This window comes from Burkholderia sp. Bp8994, assembly GCF_003853805.1.
Lineage (GTDB): Bacteria > Pseudomonadota > Gammaproteobacteria > Burkholderiales > Burkholderiaceae > Burkholderia.
In genome coordinates this window covers 167,021-183,452 of sequence record NZ_QTQH01000001.1, presented here as the reverse complement: position 1 = coordinate 183,452, position 16,432 = coordinate 167,021, and the positions used below count along the sequence as shown (strand labels likewise).

Genomic DNA, 16,432 nt, shown 5'->3' with positions numbered 1-16,432 from the left:
GCATCCGCCGCACACCTCTGCCTTCGACCCGAGCCGCTGCTTCCGAACCCGATGCCGATCCGGCTCCCGTCGTGTTGATCCGGCGCGCAAGCCCCGCTCGACACGCAGCCGGCGCCCCGTCCGGCCCGATCGTGAGCCCATAGCGTATGCGCAACGCACACGCGCCCAAACCATGCAAATCTGATATTCAATTCGGGATTGATTATTTCCGTTCCGCATGATCCCGGCGGTAATCTGCGCTCCATTCCCGCCCGGCCGGCCCTCGCTGGCCGCGCCGGGCCGTCCTTGCATCGGAGACCCAGATGAGCGTCGAATTCATCGGCATGATCCAGAGCCAGAAGCAGTCGGAAATCCATCCGCCTGCCGGCCCCGTCGTCGACCCCGACTACGTGCGCGACTTCGCCCGCGCCCACGAAACGGCCGGCTTCGACCGGATCCTCGTCCCGCACCACTCGACCGGCCCGTCGGCGACGCTGACGATCGCGTTCGCCGCCGCGGCGACCGAGCGCATCCACTTCATGCTCGCGCATCGCCCCGGCTTCACCGCGCCGACGCTCGCCGCGCGGCAGATCGCGACGCTCGACCAGTTCAGCCGCGGCCGGCTCGCCGTGCACTTCATCTCCGGCGGCTCGGACAGCGAGCAGCAGCGCGACGGCGATTTCCTCGACCACGACGCACGCTACGCGCGCACCGACGAATACCTCGGCATCCTGCGCCGCATCTGGACCGACACGCAGCCGTTCGATCACGACGGCGCGCACTACCGCTTCACGCAGGGTTTTTCGGAAGTGAAGCCGTTCCAGAAGCCGCACGTGCCGATCTACTTCGGCGGCGCCTCGGAAGCGGCGCTGGAAGTCGCCGGGAAGCACGCGGACGTCTATGCGCTGTGGGGCGAATCGCTCGACCAGGTGCGCGACCTGACGACGCGCGTGCGCGCCGAAGCCGCGAAGCACGGCCGGCAGGTGCGCTTCTCCGTGTCGTTCCGGCCGATCCTCGCGGCGACCGAAGACGAAGCCTGGGCGCGCGCGCACCGGATCCTCGACGAAACCCGCCGGCTGCGCGAAGCGGCCGGCCTCGCCACCGGCGGCCCGCAGCAGAGCGAAGGCGCGCGGCGCCTGCTCGCCGCGGCCGAACGCGGCGCGCGCGTCGACAAGCGGCTGTGGACCGAGATCGCGAAGCTCACCGGCGCGCGCTCGAATTCGACCGCGCTGGTCGGCACGCCCGAACAGGTCGCCGACGCGCTGCTCGACTACTACGACCTCGGCGTGACGACGTTCCTGATTCGCGGCTTCGATCCGCTCGAAGACGCGATCGACTACGGCCGCGAACTGATTCCGCGCGTGCGCAGCGCCGTCGCGGCACGCGACGCGGCGCGCCGCGCGGCCTGACGCACGGGGAGATGCCGACCATGTCCGCCGTCCTGTCTTCGTCCTCGCCCGTGCGCACCGCGTCGGGCCTCGTCCTCGCCGACACGCCGCGCCAGCATTTCTGGTTCGATCCGCCCGCGCCGCGCTTCGACGTCGCCGCCGAGCGCCGCCACCGGCAGGAGCGGCTCGCGGCCGCGTTCCGCCTGTTCGCGCGCTTCGGCTTCGCGTCGGGCCTCGCCGGCCACATCACCGCGCGCGACCCGGAACTGCCCGACCACTTCTGGGTGAATCCGCTCGGCGTGCATTTCTCGCAGATCAAGGTGTCGGACCTGCTGCTCGTCAATTCGCGCGGCGAAACCGCGATCGGCAACCGGCCGCTGAACAAGGCCGCGTTCGCGATCCACGCGGCGATTCACGACGCGCATCCGCACCTCGTCGCGGCCGCGCATACGCATTCGACCTACGGCAAGGCGTGGTCGACGCTCGGCCGCCCGCTCGACCCGCTGACGCAGGACGCGTGCGTGTTCTACGAGGACCACGCGCTGTTCGACGACTTCACCGGGATGGTCGTCGATACGAGCGAAGGCGCGCGGATCGCGGATGCGCTCGCGAAGCCCGACGGCACCACGCACAAGGGCGTGATCCTGAAGAACCACGGCATCCTGACGGCCGGCCCGACGGTCGAGGCCGCCGCGTGGTGGTACATCGCGCTCGACAACGCCGCGCACACGCAGCTGCTGGCCGAAGCGGCCGGCACGCCGCAACCGATCGATCATGCGACCGCGCGACACACGCACGGCCAGATCGGCGGCCCCGACGGCGCATTGCACGCGTTCGACAGCCTGTTCGCGCGCGTCGTCGCCGACGAACCCGACCTGCTCGACTGAGCGCCCGCCGCACGACCGGAACCGGAGACCACACCATGACCAAAACCACCGCACCCGCGCCGACCGGCGCCCATGACGACAAGCGCCGCCGGCTGCTGCGCGCGGCCGGGGCCGCCGCGCTCGCCGCACCGGCGATCACGCTCGGCCGCAAGGCCTGGTCGGCGCCGCCGCTGAAGAAGCTCACGTTCGCGTGGAACCAGAACGCGTTCTGCCTGACGCCGATCGTCGTCGCGCAGGAGAACGGCTTCTTCGAGAAGAACGGGCTGAAGGTCGAACTGATCAACTACAGCGGATCGACCGACCAGCTGCTCGAATCGATCGCGACCGGCAAGGCCGATGCCGCGGTCGGGATGATCCACCGCTGGCTGAAGCCGCTCGAAGCCGGCTTCGACGTGAAGATCATCGGCAGCTCGCACGGCGGCTGCGTGCGGCTGCTCGGGTCGAAGACCGCGGGCGTGACGACCCTGCAGGCGCTGAAGGGCAAGACGGTCGGCGTCAGCGATCTCGCGGCGCCCGGCAAGCATTTCTTCTCTATCCTGCTCGCGAAGAACGGCATCGATCCCGAACGCGACATCACGTGGCGGCAGTATCCGGCCGACCTGCTCGGCGTCGCGGTCGACAAGGGCGAGATCCAGGCCATCGCCGACGGCGACCCGAACCTCTATCTGCTCGAGAAGCGCAGCAACGGCGCGTACACCGAACTCGCGACGAACCTGTCCGGCGAATATGCGCGCAAGGTGTGCTGCGTGATCGGCGCGCGCGGCGACCTCGTGCGCAACGACCGGCCGGCGGCCGCCGCACTCGCGCGCTCGATCGTGCAGGCCACCGAGTACACGCACGACAACCCGAACGAAGCCGCGAAGGCATTCGCGAAGTATTCACCGAAGATCAACCCCGACGACCTGCGCAAGCTGTACGCGACGCTGACCTACTCGCACCATCCGACCAACGTCGACCTGCAGCAGGAAATCGCGTTCTACGCGGACGACTTCCGCCGCATCAGCGTGCTGAAGAAGAGCACCGACCCGCAGCGCTTCGCGCAGCAGGTCTATGCGAACGTGCTGGGGTGACGCGATGTCGACGATCGAACACGCGTCCGCCGCGCGCACCGCGTCCACCTCGGGCAATGCCGCCACCGCGGCGGCGCCCGCGACTGCCGCGTCCCGTCCCGCGTGCACGGCCTGCGACGCGACGCTCGCGGCCGAAGCCCGCCGGGCACGCAGCTGGCCGACCGGCGTCGTCGCGGCGCTCGCGTGGGCCGCGCTCGGCGCGGTGACCTACGTGTGGCCGAACCGCGTCGTCGGTTTCACCGACTGGGCGTACACCGACACGTTCGGCATCGCCGCGTGGGCGATCGGCGCGCTGCTGCTGGCCGCCGCGACGCTCGGCCATCGCGTGCCGGCCACGCGTGCGCGGCTCGCCCGCGTGCGCCCGGCCGGCCCGTGGCTCGTCGCGCTGCCGCTCGTGCTCGCCGTGTGGGAAGTCGTCACGGCCAAGACCGGCTGGCTGCCGACGCCGTTCTTCGCGCCGCCGCAGGCGCTGATCGAGGTCTACGCCGACGACTGGCCGCGCCTTGCCGGCAGCGCCGGCAACACGCTGAAGCTGCTTTCCCTCGGGTTTGCGTACGGCGTCGCGGTCGGGTTCGCGGTCGGCGTATCGATCGGCTGGTCGCGCCGCATCGGCTACTGGGTGCATCCGGTGCTGCGCGTGCTCGGCCCCGTGCCGGCCACCGCGCTGCTGCCGCTCACGTTCTACTTCTTCCCGACGAGCTATTCGGCCGCCGCGTTCCTGATCGCGCTGTCGACCGGCTTCCCGGTCGCGGTGCTGACGTGGTCGGGCGTCGCGAGCGTAAACCGGCAGTACTACGACGTCGCGCGCACGCTCGGCGCGAACGCGCGCTTCCTCGTGTTGCGCGTCGCGATTCCGGCCGCGCTGCCGCACGTGTTCGTCGGCATCTTCATGGGGCTGAGCGCGTCGTTCACGGTGCTGGTCGTCGCCGAGATGATGGGCGTCAAGTCGGGGCTCGGCTGGTACCTGAGCTGGGCGCAGGGCTGGGCATCGTACGTGAACATGTATGCGGCGCTGATCGTGATGGCGCTGCTGTTTTCCGGGCTGATCGCGCTGCTGTTCGCGGTGCGCGACCGTGTGCTCGCGTGGCAGAAAGGAACCGTCAAATGGTAAGCGCCGCCGTTCTCGAATCGTCCGTTGCCACGCCGCCCGCCGCGCTCGACGCCACGGCGCCGCGCGGCGCGCGCATCGACATCCGCCGCGTGAGCCATGCGTTCGACGGCCCCGGCGGCCCGCTGCCGGTGCTCGACGACGTCACGCTGTCGGTCGCGGCCGGCGAATTCGTCGCGCTGCTCGGCCCGAGCGGCTGCGGAAAATCGACGCTGCTGCGGCTCGTCGCGGGCCTCGACGCCGCACGGCAAGGCACGATCGCGCAGGACGGCACGCCGATCGAGCGGCCCGATCCGTCGCGCATCGTCGTGTTCCAGGATCCGACGCTCTACCCGTGGCGCCGCGTGCGCGCGAACGTCGCGCTCGGCCTCGAAGCGCGCGGCGTGGCCCGCACGTCGCAGCATCGCGTCGACGATGCGCTCGCGCGCGTCGGGTTGCAGGAATTCTCGAACGTGTTTCCGCATCAGCTGTCGGGCGGGATGGCGCAGCGTGTCGCGCTCGCCCGCGCGCTCGTCAACGATCCACGCCTGCTGATCCTCGACGAACCGCTCGGCAAGCTCGATTCATTGACGCGGCTGACGATGCAGGCCGAGTTGACCGCGCTGTGGCAACGCGACGGGTTCTCCGCGCTGCTCGTCACGCACGATGTCGAGGAAGCGCTGTTTCTCGCGCAGCGCGTGATCGTGTTCGGGCCGCGGCCCGCACGCATCGTCGCGGAACTGCGTGTCGACCTGCCGTATCCGCGCCATCGCGGCGACCCGCGTCTCGCCGAACTGCGTCACGAAGCGCTGCGGCATCTCGGACTCGATGCGAGCTGGTAGATGCGCAGTGCCTTTCGCAGGATGGCCGGTGCGCGGCAAGGGCCGCGCCGATGAACGCGCCGCCGTTCGCCGACTGGGCACTCCTGTTCCTGCAACTGCTGTATCGCGCACAGATCGCGTTGGCCCGGGTGCTGCATGCGATCGGCCTGACCGGCAATGCCGACGGACAGGCCGCGTGGCCCTGGGCACACCGCATCGCGCTCGAAACGCTGCGCATCGACGCGGGGCTCACGCGACAGCTTGCATTCGCCGTCGCAATGACCACGCTCGCCGCGGCGCTCGGCTGCATCGCACTCGTGTCGCGCAAGTGGCGGGCGGCAGCGGCGATCGCCGCGCTGGCCGTCGCGTGGTTCGCGCCGTGGCCGCCGGCGTCGCTGTGGCTCGCGCCGGCGGCGCCCACGAGTTTCCAGCGCAGTCCCGCCGCGTTTTCCGTCGTGAACCTGATGCGCGGCGCGCATCTGTATGCGCAGCATTGCGCAGCCTGTCACGGCGCGGACGGCCGCGGCGAGGGCCCGCTCGCGGCGAGCCTCGCGCATTGGCCGCCGACCTTCGCGGGCGCACTGCTTGCCCGCCGGCTCGACGGCGAACTGTATTGGCGCATGCGCCACGGTACGCGCGACGCGCGCGGCGCGGCTTCGATGCCGGGCTTTGCCGCGACGCTCGGCCCGGCGGACACCTGGGCCGTGCTCGATTACCTGAAAGCGCTGTCGGCCGGCAGCGGCGCGCAGGCGGAAGGGGCGTGGCCCGTGCCCGTTCCGCTGCCGGCGCTCGACGTGCGCTGCGGCAGCGCCGCGCCGCAACCGCTCGAGCGCTGGCGCGAAGGCCAGCGTGTGCGCATCGTCGCGCTCGCGCCGGGCGGCACGCCGCCTCGGGAAGACCCGCGCTGGCAGACGCTGCTCGTCACCGCCGGCGATCCGTCCACGCCGCCACCGCCGGTCGGCACGCGCGCGAACTGCGTCGCATCGACGCCCGATGCATGGCAAGCGTTCGCGACGATTGCCGGCGTGCCGCCCGCTGCGTTCGGCGGCACGCAACTGCTTGCCGACCGGCGCGGCTGGCTGCGGGCGCGCGCGTTGCCGGGCAGCGCGGGCTGGTCGGCCGACGACTTGCTGTGCCGCTCCGATGCCGCGGCGCGAGCGCCGGCCGACGCCGCGAACGTCGATCCGCTGACCGCGCTGCTGCTGCGCGTGGACGCTGAACCCGTACGCGACGTGCAGGCCGGGCTCCCGCATTGAATCCCTGAACCGTTTTCCCGACGAACCGAACTTCACGATGAATCCGACCCGACGCCACTTCCTCGCGCAAGCGAGCGCCCTCGCCGCCGCCACCCTCGCCGCCGCGCCGGCCACGCTGCATGCGCAATCGGACGCGCGGCCGCTGCTGCGTGCCGGCGACCAGAAAGGCGGCCTGCGCGCGCTGCTCGAAGCGGCCGGCGAACTGAACGGCCTCGCGTACGACATCGCATGGACCGAATTCCCGGCCGCCGCCCCCCTGGCCGAAGCGCTGAACGCGGCGGCCGTCGACTGCGGGCCGATCGGCGACGCGCCGGTGATCTTCGCGCTCGCCTCGGGCGCCCGCATCAAGGTGATCGGCGCGAACCGGTCCGACCCGTACGGCACCGCCGTGCTCGTGCGGCCCGACGCGACGCTGAAGGACGCCGCAGACCTGAAAGGCAAGCGCATCGGCACCACGCGCGGCTCGATCGGCCATTTCGTCACGTTGAAGGCGCTCGACGCGGCCGGCCTGCCGTCCGACGCCGTCTCGTTCCGCTTCCTGCCGCCGGCCGACACGATGCTTGCGCTCGCAACCGGTTCGATCGATGCGTGGGCGACGTGGGAACCCTATACGGCCCTCGCGGAAACGAGCGGCCGCGCGCGCGTGCTCGTCAACGGCCGCGGCCTGTGGTCGGGCTTCAGCTACATCGCGGCGACCGACGCGGCGATCGCGTCGAAGCGAGAGGTGCTGCACGACTTCCTGCAACGGGTGGTGCGCGCGCAGGTCTGGTCGTACCGGCACGTCGACGCGTATTCCGCGGCACTCGCGCGCATCATCGGCATCCCGCCGGCGGCGGCGAAGCTGCAGTTCGAGCGCCGCAACACGCGCTGGCAGCCGATCGACGCGACGGTGATCGCCGGGCAGCAGCGCACGGCCGACTTCTACCTGAAGGCCGGGCTGCTGCGCCAGCCGCTCGACGTGCGCACGACCTTCGACCTCGGCTTTCCGCTGGCGTGACCGGTCGCGGCCGTGCGGCGGCCGGCCACCGCCCAAACGGCTTTCGCACGATCTGGCACAATCGCGATTCGACCATCCTGCCCATGTCAGCCAGCGTCATGCCAGCCATCTCCGAACTCTTTGTCTACCCGATCAAATCCTGCGCCGGCATCGTGCTGTCGCGCGCGCAACTGCTCGAAACGGGCCTCGCGTACGATCGCCACTGGCTGATCACCACCCCGGACGGGATGATGATCACGCAGCGCACGCACCCGCGCCTCGCGCTGATCCGCACCGCGCTCGAGCACGACGCGCTCGTGCTGAACGCGCCGGGCATGCCCGAGATCCGCACGCCGCTCGACGGCGACGCGACGCCGGCCACGCCGAAGATGGCCGCGACCGTCTGGCGCGACACCGTCGACGCGATCGACACGGGCGCCGCGACAGCCGCATGGCTCACCGAATTCCTCGGCACGCCGCTGAAGCTCGCGCGCTTCGGCGCGGATGCGCGCCGCGGCTGCAACCGCAAATGGACCGGCGACATCGACACGCACACGCAGTTCGCGGACGGCTATCCGCTGCTCGTGATCGGCCAGTCGTCGCTCGACGACCTGAACGCGAAGCTCGTCGCGAAAGGCGCGCCGGCGATTCCGATGAACCGCTTCCGCCCGAACATCGTCGTGTCGGATCTCGATGCGTACGAAGAGGATTTCGTCGAGCATCTCGACGCCGAAGGCGACACACCCGTGCGGCTGCGCCTCGTGAAGCTGTGCACGCGTTGCCCGATGCCGACGATCGACCAGGTGACCGGCGCGCCGAACCCGGCGTGGCCGCACGAGCCGACCGACACGATGCAGACGTATCGCGCGAATCCGAACTACGACGACGCGCTGACCTTCGGCATCAATGCGATCGTGGTCGAAGGCGCGGGAGCCTGGCTGGAGGTCGGGCAATCGCTCGAGGCGGAGATCGGATTCGGCGATTGAGCGACTGAGCGGGGCGGCGGACGGCGCGTCGTATGCATCGCCGCCGAGGGCGATGCGTCGAAGACATCCGCCGCGACGTTGCCGGCGCGCCCACCTCCCTCCCTCGGAGATGCCGCTCGCCGCCATTCGCTCACATTCGCCGCGATTCTCCGCGACCAAGCGAACCAGCCCTTCTACTGCGCCGCCGCCGGCACCGTCGGCAACATCACCGTCACGATCAACCCGCCTCCCGCCGCATCGGCCAGCGTCACGCTGCCCTGATGCACGCGCGCGATCTCGCGCACGATCGACAGCCCGAGCCCCGTGCCTTCGACCGTCTGCGTCTTGCTGCCGCGATGGAAACGCTCGAACACCGCGTCGCGTTCGCCGGCCGGAATGCCCGGCCCGTTGTCGATCACGTCGAGCCGCGCATGGTCGCCATCGCGCGACACGCGCACCGTGATCACCGCGCGGTCGCCCGAATAACGAATCGCGTTGTCGATCAGGTTGCCGATCAATTCGCCGAGCAGGTCCGGTTGGCCGAGCACGTCGACATCCGCCTCGTGCTCGAAGCCGAGATCGATGTCGCGCGCGCGCGCGACCGGCGACCAGTCGAGCGTCACGCTGCGCGCGAGCCGGTGAAGCGCGACCGGCTGGTGCGCGACCGCCTGGCCGCTGTCCGAATCGAGCCGCGACAGCGACAGCAGCTGCTGGACGATCTTCACGGCCTGCCGCACCGCGCCGTTCACGCGCCGCAGATGCACGTTCACGCGCGGCTGCTCGTCCGGCCGCAACGCCAGCTCGACGCCGGCCTGCACCGCCGCGAGCGGGGTCTTCAGCTGATGGGCCGCGTCCGCGAAGAAACGCCGCCGCGCGACCTGCATCCGCTGCGTGCGGCCGATGTACTGGTTGATCGACTCGACGAGCGGCGCGAGTTCGCTCGGCATGCCGCCGGTATCGAGCGGCGTCGGATCGCCGTCGCTGCGCGCGGCGACCGTCGCCGACAGCCGGTTCAGCGGCCGCAGCCCGCGCCCGACGCCGAGCCACACGATCCCGAGCGCGAGCACGACGAGCAGCCCCTCCTGCAGCAGCGAGCCCATCAGGATCTCGCGCGCGAGCGCCTGGCGCGCCTCGATCGTCTCGCCGACCATCACCCACACGATGCGCGTCTGCGCGGTCGGCACGTCGTGCACCGGCACGCGCAGCGCGGCCATGCGCAACTGCTCGCCGCGATAGACGACGTTGTAGTAGCGCGTGACGAACAGCGTGCCGTCGCCCTGCGGCAGCGGCAGGTCCGGATAGCCGGTGATCGTGCGGCCGTTGTCCTCGCGGATCAGGTAATAGATCTTGCCGCCGTCGCCCGACTCGAACATTTCGAGCGCGAGATACGGCAGGTCGACCTCGATCTCGCCCTCGTTGAACCGCACGCCTTCGCGGATCGACTTCAGCGACGACGACAGCGTGCGGTCGAACGCGACGTGCGCGGCGCTCATCGCGCGCTGGTACGTGAGCCACGAGTCGAGCGCGAGCAGCCCGAGCAGCGGCAGCAGCAGCCACAGCGCGACCTGCGCGCGCAGGTTCGGGCGTGTCACCATGCTGCCCGCCGGGCTGCACCGACCAGCGTGGCGGAAAACGCGTGCGGCCTCGCTCCGCGCCCGTGCAGCCGGCCGGCTTTGCCAGGCCGGCCGCGGATGGCTGGCGCGCCCGCGGCAAGCAGCGAACGTGCCGATCCCGCGCAGCGCTTTGGCGCGTACCGCGGCCCCATGCAAAGAAGGCAAGCCCGGCGGTGATTCATCCGGCCGCCTTCGCTTCGAGCAAGTATCCGAGGCCGCGCAGCGTGACGATCGCGACACCGGTGTTCTCCAGTTTCTTGCGCAGCCGGTACACGTAGATCTCGATCGCATCCGCGTTGACCGACTCGTCGAGCCCGAAGATCTTCTCCGACAGCGTCTCCTTGTTGATCGCGCGGCCGTTGCGCAGGACCAGCACCTCCAGCACCGAGCGCTCGCGCGGCGTGAGCGGCAGCGGTTCGCCGGCGAGGTGGAAGCTGCGGTCGATACTGTCATACGAAAGCGGCCCGCACTCGACCCGCGAATGCTCGTGGCCGAGGCTGCGCCGGATCAGCGCGCGGGCGCGCGCCTCCAGCTCGGTCAGCTCGAACGGCTTCGCGAGGTAATCGTCGGCGCCGAGATCGAGCCCCTTCACGCGGTCCTCGACCGAGCCGTGCGCGGTGAGGATCAGCACCGGCACCGGATTGCGGCGCGCGCGCAGCCGCCGCAGCACCTCGAGCCCGTCGAGCTTCGGCAGCCCGAGATCGAGTATCACCAGCGCGTAGTCCTGCGTGCGCAGCACGTGATCCGCCGCCTCCCCGTCCGCCATGTGATCGACCGCGAAGCGCGCGGCACTCAGCGCGTCGTTCAACGACTGCGCAAGGTTCGGGTTGTCTTCGACGAGCAGCACACGCATGGGGACCTCGGGAAATCCATGACACAAAGGACACTATTGTGAACCGAAATGAAAGCAGGCTGAAAGTGCCTCGCAATTAACATCCGCGTCACTCGAACAACACACACGCATAACTGGAGGAAGACATGCCGTTTGCACCGAAGCAGCTCGCCGCCGCGCTGGCGATCGTCCTGGGCACCGCCGCCGGCGCCGCCACCGCGCAGGTTCCGGCCGGGTATCCGGGTAACTACCAAGGTGTCGTCGACGCCGCGAAGAAGGAAGGCAAGCTGATCGTCTACTCGACGACCGACACGGGCCTCGTGCGCCCGCTGATCAAGGACTTCGAAAGCCTGTATGGCGTGAAGGTCGAGTACAACGACATGAACAGCACCGAGCTGTACAACCGCTACATCAGCGAGAACGCCGCGAGCAGCACCAGCGCCGACGTGCTGTGGAGCTCGGCGATGGACCTGCAGGTCAAGCTCGTCAACGACGGCCTGATGACGTCGTACGATTCGCCGGAAAGCGCGAACGTGCCGCAATGGGCGCAATACCAGAAGCAGGCGTACGGCACGACGTTCGAGCCGCTCGCGATCGTCTACAACAAGCGGCTGATTCCCGAGAACGAGGTGCCGAAAACGCGCACCGACCTGATCAAGCTGCTCACGTCGCAACCCGACAAGTTCAAAGGCAAGCTGACGACGTACGACGTCGAGAAATCCGGCGTCGGCTTCAACGCGCTGACGCAGGACGCGCACCTGAACGAGAAGGTCACGTGGGAGCTCGTGAAGGCGATCGGCGCGACCGGTCCGAAGCTGCAGTCGAGCACCGGCGCGATGATGGAGCGCATCTCGTCGGGCGAGAACCTGATCGGCTACAACATCATCGGCTCGTATGCGTACGCGAAGGCGAAGAAGGACAAGTCGATCGGCTACGTATTCCCGAAGGACTACACACAAGTCGTGAGCCGCCTGGCCACGATCTCGAAGAAGGCGAAGAACCCGAACGCCGCGAAGCTGTGGGTCGACTACCTGCTGTCGAAGCGCGGCCAGACGCTGATCGCGAACCAGGCGAACCTGTACGCGATTCGCACGGACGTGACCGGCGAAACGTCGGCCGCGAGCCTCACGAAGGAACTCGGCGATTCGCTGAAGCCGATCCCGATCGGCACCGGCCTGCTCGTCTATCTGGACCAGTCGAAGCGGCTCGCGTTCCTGAAGCAATGGCAGCAGGCGATCAAGAGCTGATCCACTGATCGGCTTCGGCCGACCGACGGCCGCCCGCCGCACGCCGCGCGGGCGGCCCCCTTCCCCTTACCGACTTCCTAGAGGCGGCCATCCGGATGGCCGCAGGGGCGAACTCATGCTTTCAACCAGCACACGCGGAGCGGCGCCGGCCGTTCCGCCCACCACCGGCCAGGGTGGCGCGATTCCCGCGCTGCAGGTCAGCAACCTGCAGCCGCTCGCCGGCATGCTGCGCTGGATCGTCGTCGCGGTGCTCACCGTCGCGGTCGCGCTGCCGCTCGGCTTCATCCTGTTCCAGAGCCTGCTGTCCGCGCCGTTCTTCGACGCGAACAAGACGCTCGGCGTCGAAGGCTTCCGCTTCATCTTCACCGACCCGGACTTCTGGTCGGCCGTGAAGAACTCGTTCATCATCGCCGGCGGCATGCTGTTCATCTCGATCCCGCTCGGCGGCATCCTCGCGTTCCTGATGGTGCGCACCGACCTGCCCGGCCGCCGCTGGCTCGAGCCGCTGCTGCTCACGCCCGTGTTCGTGTCGCCGATGGTGCTCGCGTTCGGCTACGTGGTCGCGGCCGGCCCGGTCGGCTTCTATTCCGTTTGGTTCAAGGAACTGTTCGGGGTGCATAACGTACCCTGGAACGTGTACTCGATCTTCGCGATCACGATGATCGTCGGCCTCACGCACGTGCCGCACGTGTACCTGTACTCGTCGGCCGCGCTGCGCAACCTCGGCTCGGACGTCGAGGAAGCGGCGCGCGTGACGGGTGCGCGGCCGTTCCGCGTCGCGCTCGACGTGAGCCTGCCGATGACGATGCCCGCGCTGCTGTTCGCCGGCGTGCTCGTGTTCTTCCTCGGCTTCGAGGTGTTCGGGCTGCCGCTCGTGCTCGGCGATCCGGAAGGCCACCTCGTGCTCGCGACCTACCTGTACAAGCTGACCAACAAGCTCGGCGTGCCCTCGTATCACCTGATGGCCGCGGTCGCGGTGTGCATCGTCGCGATCACGTTCCCGCTCGTGCTGCTGCAGCGCCGCCTGCTGAAGACCGCGAACCGCTTCGTCACGGTGAAGGGCAAGGCCGGCCGTGCGACGGTGCTGCCGCTCGGCGTATGGCGCTGGGTCGCGCTCGCGATCGTCGCGCTGTGGCTGATGCTGACGGTGATCGTCCCGATCTCGGGCATCGTGCTGCGCGCGTTCGTGACCAACTGGGGCGAAGGCGTCGCGCTCGCCCAAGCGCTGACGCTGCAGAACTTCATCGAGCTGTTCGAGCAGGACAACCTCGTGCGCGCGATCGTCAACACGCTCGGCATCGGCGTGATCGGCGGTGCGCTCGCGATCGGCTTCTACTCGCTCGTCGCCTTCGCCGGCCATCGCCGCAACGACTGGGCGACGAAACTGCTCGACTACCTCGTGCTGCTGCCGCGCGCGGTGCCGGGCCTGCTCGCCGGTCTCGCGTTCCTGTGGATCTTCCTGTTCGTGCCGGGCCTGCGCGAGCTGAAGAACTCGATGTGGAGCATCTGGATCGCATACACGGTCGTGTGGCTCGCATACGGGATGCGGCTCATCCAGAGCGCGCTGCTGCAGGTCGGCCCGGAACTCGAGGAAGCCGGCCGCAGCGTCGGCGCGACGCGCAGCCGCGTGTCGCTCGACGTGACGCTGCCGCTCGTGCGCTTCGGCCTGCTCGCCGCGTGGCTGCTGATCTTCATGATCTTCGAGCGCGAATACTCGACCGCCGTCTATCTGCTGTCGCCCGGCACCGAAGTGATCGGCGCGCTGCTCGTGTCGCTGTGGGCGACCGGCGCCGTCGACCAGGTTGCCGCGCTCTCTGTCATCAACATCGCGATGGTCGGCGCCGGTCTCGGCGTGGCCCTGCGCTTCGGAGTGAAACTTCATGGATAAGCTCATCGTCGACGACCTGCATCTCAGCTATGGCGCCAACCCGATCCTCAAGGGCGTGTCGTTCGAACTGAAGGCCGGCGAAGTCGTGTGCCTGCTCGGCGCGTCGGGCAGCGGCAAGACCACGCTGCTGCGCGCGGTGGCCGGCCTCGAACAGCCGTCCGACGGGCGCATCCAGCTCGACGACCGCGTGTTCTTCGACGGCGCGCGGCACGTCGACCTGCCGGTCGAACAGCGTTCGCTCGGCCTCGTGTTCCAGTCGTACGCGCTGTGGCCGCACCGCACCGTCGCCGACAACGTCGGCTACGGGCTCAAGCTGCGCCGCGTGGCGCCGGCCGAACAGAAGCGCCGCGTGCAGACCGCGCTCGACCAGCTCGGCCTCGGCCACCTCGCCGAGCGCTTTCCGCATCAGCTGTCGGGCGGCCAGCAGCAGCGTGTCGCGATCGCGCGTGCGCTCGTCTACAACCCGCCGGTGATCCTGCTCGACGAGCCGCTGTCGAACCTCGACGCGAAGCTGCGCGAGGAAGCGCGTGCGTGGCTGCGCGAGCTGATCGTGTCGCTCGGGCTGTCGGCGCTCTGCGTGACGCACGACCAGACCGAAGCGATGGCGATGTCCGACCGCATCCTGCTGCTGCGCAACGGCCGCATCGAACAGGAAGGCACGCCGGCCGAGCTGTACGGCGCGCCGCGCTCGCTGTACACGGCCGAATTCATGGGCAGCAACAACCGCATCGACGCGCGCGTCGCGGCCGTCGACGGCGAACGCGTGACGCTCGCCGGCGACGGCTGGGAGCTGCAGGCGCTCGCCCGCGACACGTTCGCGCCGGGCCAGGACGCGCAGGCCGTGATCCGCCTCGAACGCGTGCAGGTCGCCGACGGCCCGGGCGCGAACCGGCTGCAGGCCGACCTCGTCACGTCGATGTATCTCGGCGACCGCTGGGAATACCTGTTCCACTGCGGCGAGATGCGCCTGCGCGCGTTCGGCCACGTGCCGCGCGCGGCCGGCAAGCACTGGATCGAATTCCCGACCAACGACTGCTGGGCGTTCGCGAAAGCCGGCTGACCCGCTTCGCGGCGGCTCATGTGCCTCCGCGCGTGCATTCAACATGCTTTTGCGACTCGAATCGGCGGACGCCTCATGGCGTCCGCCGATGGCGCACCGAGTACGCGTTTTCCGTTTCGACCAACCCACAACAACCAAGGAGACACCGTCAAAATGAAGTCACGCGCAGAACGTTCTATTCGAACAGTAGTCCTCACCGGTTCGGCCGCGGCAGCCTGTCTCGCCGCGCCGGCCGCGCACGCGCAGTCGTCGGTCACGATCTACGGGATCATGGACGCCGGCATCGAATACACGAGCCATGCGGCACCGGATGGCGGCAATTCGTTCAAGCTGAAGTCGGGCAACAAGAACACGTCGCGCTGGGGCTTGCGCGGCGTCGAGGATCTCGGCGGCGGGTTGAAGGCCGTGTTTCGCCTCGAAAGCGGCATCGATCTCGCGAATGGCGCGTCCGACGACGGCCCCGACTCGATCTTCGCGCGCCGTGCGACGGTGGGCCTGAAAGGCAAATGGGGCGAGCTGACGCTTGGCCGCAACTTCACCGTCACGTACGACTACATGATGCCGTTCGACCCGATGGGTTACTCGCAAAACTATTCGTGGGCGTCGTCGTCGATGGCGACCGGCGGGCGCAAGGACGGCATGTTCACGCGCTCGTCGAATGCGGTGCGTTACGACGGTGAATTCAGCGGCTTCAAGTTCGGCGCGCTGTATGGCTTCGGCAACGTGCCGGGCAGCGTGAAGACCAGTTCGAAATACGACTTCGCGCTCGGCTACGAGACCGGCCCGTTCGCGGCGGTGCTCACGTTCGACCGGCAGAACGGCGCGGCCGACAGCGTCACGCCGGCCGATACCGTCAACTACATCCAGGGGATTCACGCGGGCCTGAGCTACGACTTCGGCAACCTGAAGACAATGGCCGGCTATCGCAACTACAAGCGCACGTTTCGCACCGCGGCGGCGAACCAGCTGAGCGATATGTACTGGCTCGGCGGGTCGTACCAGTTCACGCCGACGTTCTCGCTGATCGCGGCCGTCTATCACCAGAACATCAAGGGCGGCACGGATGCCGACCCGACGCTGGTATCGGTTCGGGCGCAATATGCGCTGTCGAAGCGCACGGTGCTGTATGCGGCCGGCGCGTTCGCGATCGCGAAGCACGACCAGAAGGTCGGCGTGTCGCGCGATTTCGCCGGGTATGGCACCACGCAGGTCGGCGTGACGGCGGGGATTCAGCAGCGGTTCTGAGTGTGACGACGCGGGCGGCGGGTGACTTTCATGTCGCGCCGCCCGTTGTCGGTACGCACCACCGCCCGTCTTCGCACTGCACGTTCGCATTCGTCGAACGGCTCAACGCGACGGTGGA

The 16,432-nt window shown here is 69.1% G+C and carries 14 protein-coding genes; 12 read left to right on the top strand and 2 right to left on the bottom strand.

Annotated elements, in window-relative coordinates; genetic code table 11:
* Positions 1-302 precede the first annotated feature (302 nt).
* The 8 genes from DIE04_RS00795 to DIE04_RS00760 all read left to right on the top strand — a co-directional run bounded on the left by DIE04_RS00795 (position 303) and on the right by DIE04_RS00760 (position 8,450).
* On the top strand, positions 303-1,388 hold the full coding sequence (locus DIE04_RS00795) for an LLM class flavin-dependent oxidoreductase (protein ID WP_044842988.1): 1,086 nt from the start codon (positions 303-305) through the stop codon (positions 1,386-1,388).
* Positions 1,389-1,408: 20 nt separating this feature from the next.
* Positions 1,409-2,254 carry a class II aldolase/adducin family protein gene (locus DIE04_RS00790; protein ID WP_124484933.1) on the top strand — a complete coding sequence of 282 codons (846 nt, stop codon included), beginning with the start codon at positions 1,409-1,411 and terminating at the stop codon, positions 2,252-2,254.
* 35 nt (positions 2,255-2,289) lie between these two features.
* The gene (locus DIE04_RS00785; RefSeq protein WP_124519557.1) at positions 2,290-3,324 is read left to right on the top strand and encodes an ABC transporter substrate-binding protein; all 1,035 of its coding nucleotides are present in this window, start codon (positions 2,290-2,292) and stop codon (positions 3,322-3,324) included.
* A 4-nt stretch (positions 3,325-3,328) separates the two neighbouring features.
* Positions 3,329-4,435, top strand: coding sequence for an ABC transporter permease (locus DIE04_RS00780; protein ID WP_124519558.1), 1,107 nt, complete (start codon positions 3,329-3,331; stop codon positions 4,433-4,435).
* Positions 4,429-5,253 carry an ABC transporter ATP-binding protein gene (locus DIE04_RS00775; protein ID WP_124484935.1) on the top strand — a complete coding sequence of 275 codons (825 nt, stop codon included), beginning with the start codon at positions 4,429-4,431 and terminating at the stop codon, positions 5,251-5,253. The genes DIE04_RS00780 and DIE04_RS00775 overlap by 7 nt, the downstream gene beginning before the upstream one ends.
* A 50-nt stretch (positions 5,254-5,303) precedes the next feature.
* Positions 5,304-6,488: a cytochrome c gene (locus DIE04_RS00770; protein ID WP_124519559.1), complete on the top strand. Its 1,185-nt coding sequence runs from the start codon at positions 5,304-5,306 to the stop codon at positions 6,486-6,488.
* A gap of 37 nt (positions 6,489-6,525) precedes the next feature.
* Positions 6,526-7,485 (top strand): ABC transporter substrate-binding protein, encoded by a 960-nt coding sequence (locus DIE04_RS00765; protein WP_124519560.1) that lies wholly within the window; start codon positions 6,526-6,528, stop codon positions 7,483-7,485.
* Positions 7,486-7,583: 98 nt separating this feature from the next.
* Positions 7,584-8,450, top strand: a complete 867-nt coding sequence (locus DIE04_RS00760; RefSeq protein ID WP_124519562.1) for an MOSC domain-containing protein — start codon at positions 7,584-7,586, stop codon at positions 8,448-8,450.
* A gap of 173 nt (positions 8,451-8,623) precedes the next feature.
* On the opposite strand, the gene DIE04_RS00755 is transcribed toward DIE04_RS00760, so the two are convergent.
* Positions 8,624-10,024 (bottom strand): sensor histidine kinase, encoded by a 1,401-nt coding sequence (locus DIE04_RS00755; protein ID WP_124519563.1) that lies wholly within the window; start codon positions 10,022-10,024, stop codon positions 8,624-8,626.
* Between the two features lie 196 nt (positions 10,025-10,220).
* Complete coding sequence (locus DIE04_RS00750; RefSeq protein ID WP_124519565.1) at positions 10,221-10,895, bottom strand: response regulator; 675 nt, start codon at positions 10,893-10,895, stop codon at positions 10,221-10,223.
* A gap of 125 nt (positions 10,896-11,020) precedes the next feature.
* Between DIE04_RS00750 and DIE04_RS00745 the strand changes: the two genes are divergently transcribed.
* The 4 genes from DIE04_RS00745 (at position 11,021) to DIE04_RS00730 (ending at position 16,314) form a co-directional block, all read left to right on the top strand.
* A complete protein-coding gene (locus DIE04_RS00745; RefSeq protein WP_044842979.1) occupies positions 11,021-12,121 on the top strand; it encodes an ABC transporter substrate-binding protein in 1,101 nt (366 codons plus the stop codon).
* Positions 12,122-12,236: 115 nt separating this feature from the next.
* Complete coding sequence (locus DIE04_RS00740) at positions 12,237-14,009, top strand: iron ABC transporter permease (RefSeq protein WP_124519567.1); 1,773 nt, start codon at positions 12,237-12,239, stop codon at positions 14,007-14,009.
* Complete coding sequence (locus tag DIE04_RS00735; protein WP_059450179.1) at positions 14,002-15,069, top strand: ABC transporter ATP-binding protein; 1,068 nt, start codon at positions 14,002-14,004, stop codon at positions 15,067-15,069. Before DIE04_RS00740 ends, DIE04_RS00735 begins: the two co-directional genes overlap by 8 nt.
* Before the next feature lie 153 nt (positions 15,070-15,222).
* A complete protein-coding gene (locus DIE04_RS00730) occupies positions 15,223-16,314 on the top strand; it encodes a porin (RefSeq protein WP_124519569.1) in 1,092 nt (363 codons plus the stop codon).
* Positions 16,315-16,432: the final 118 nt, after the last annotated feature.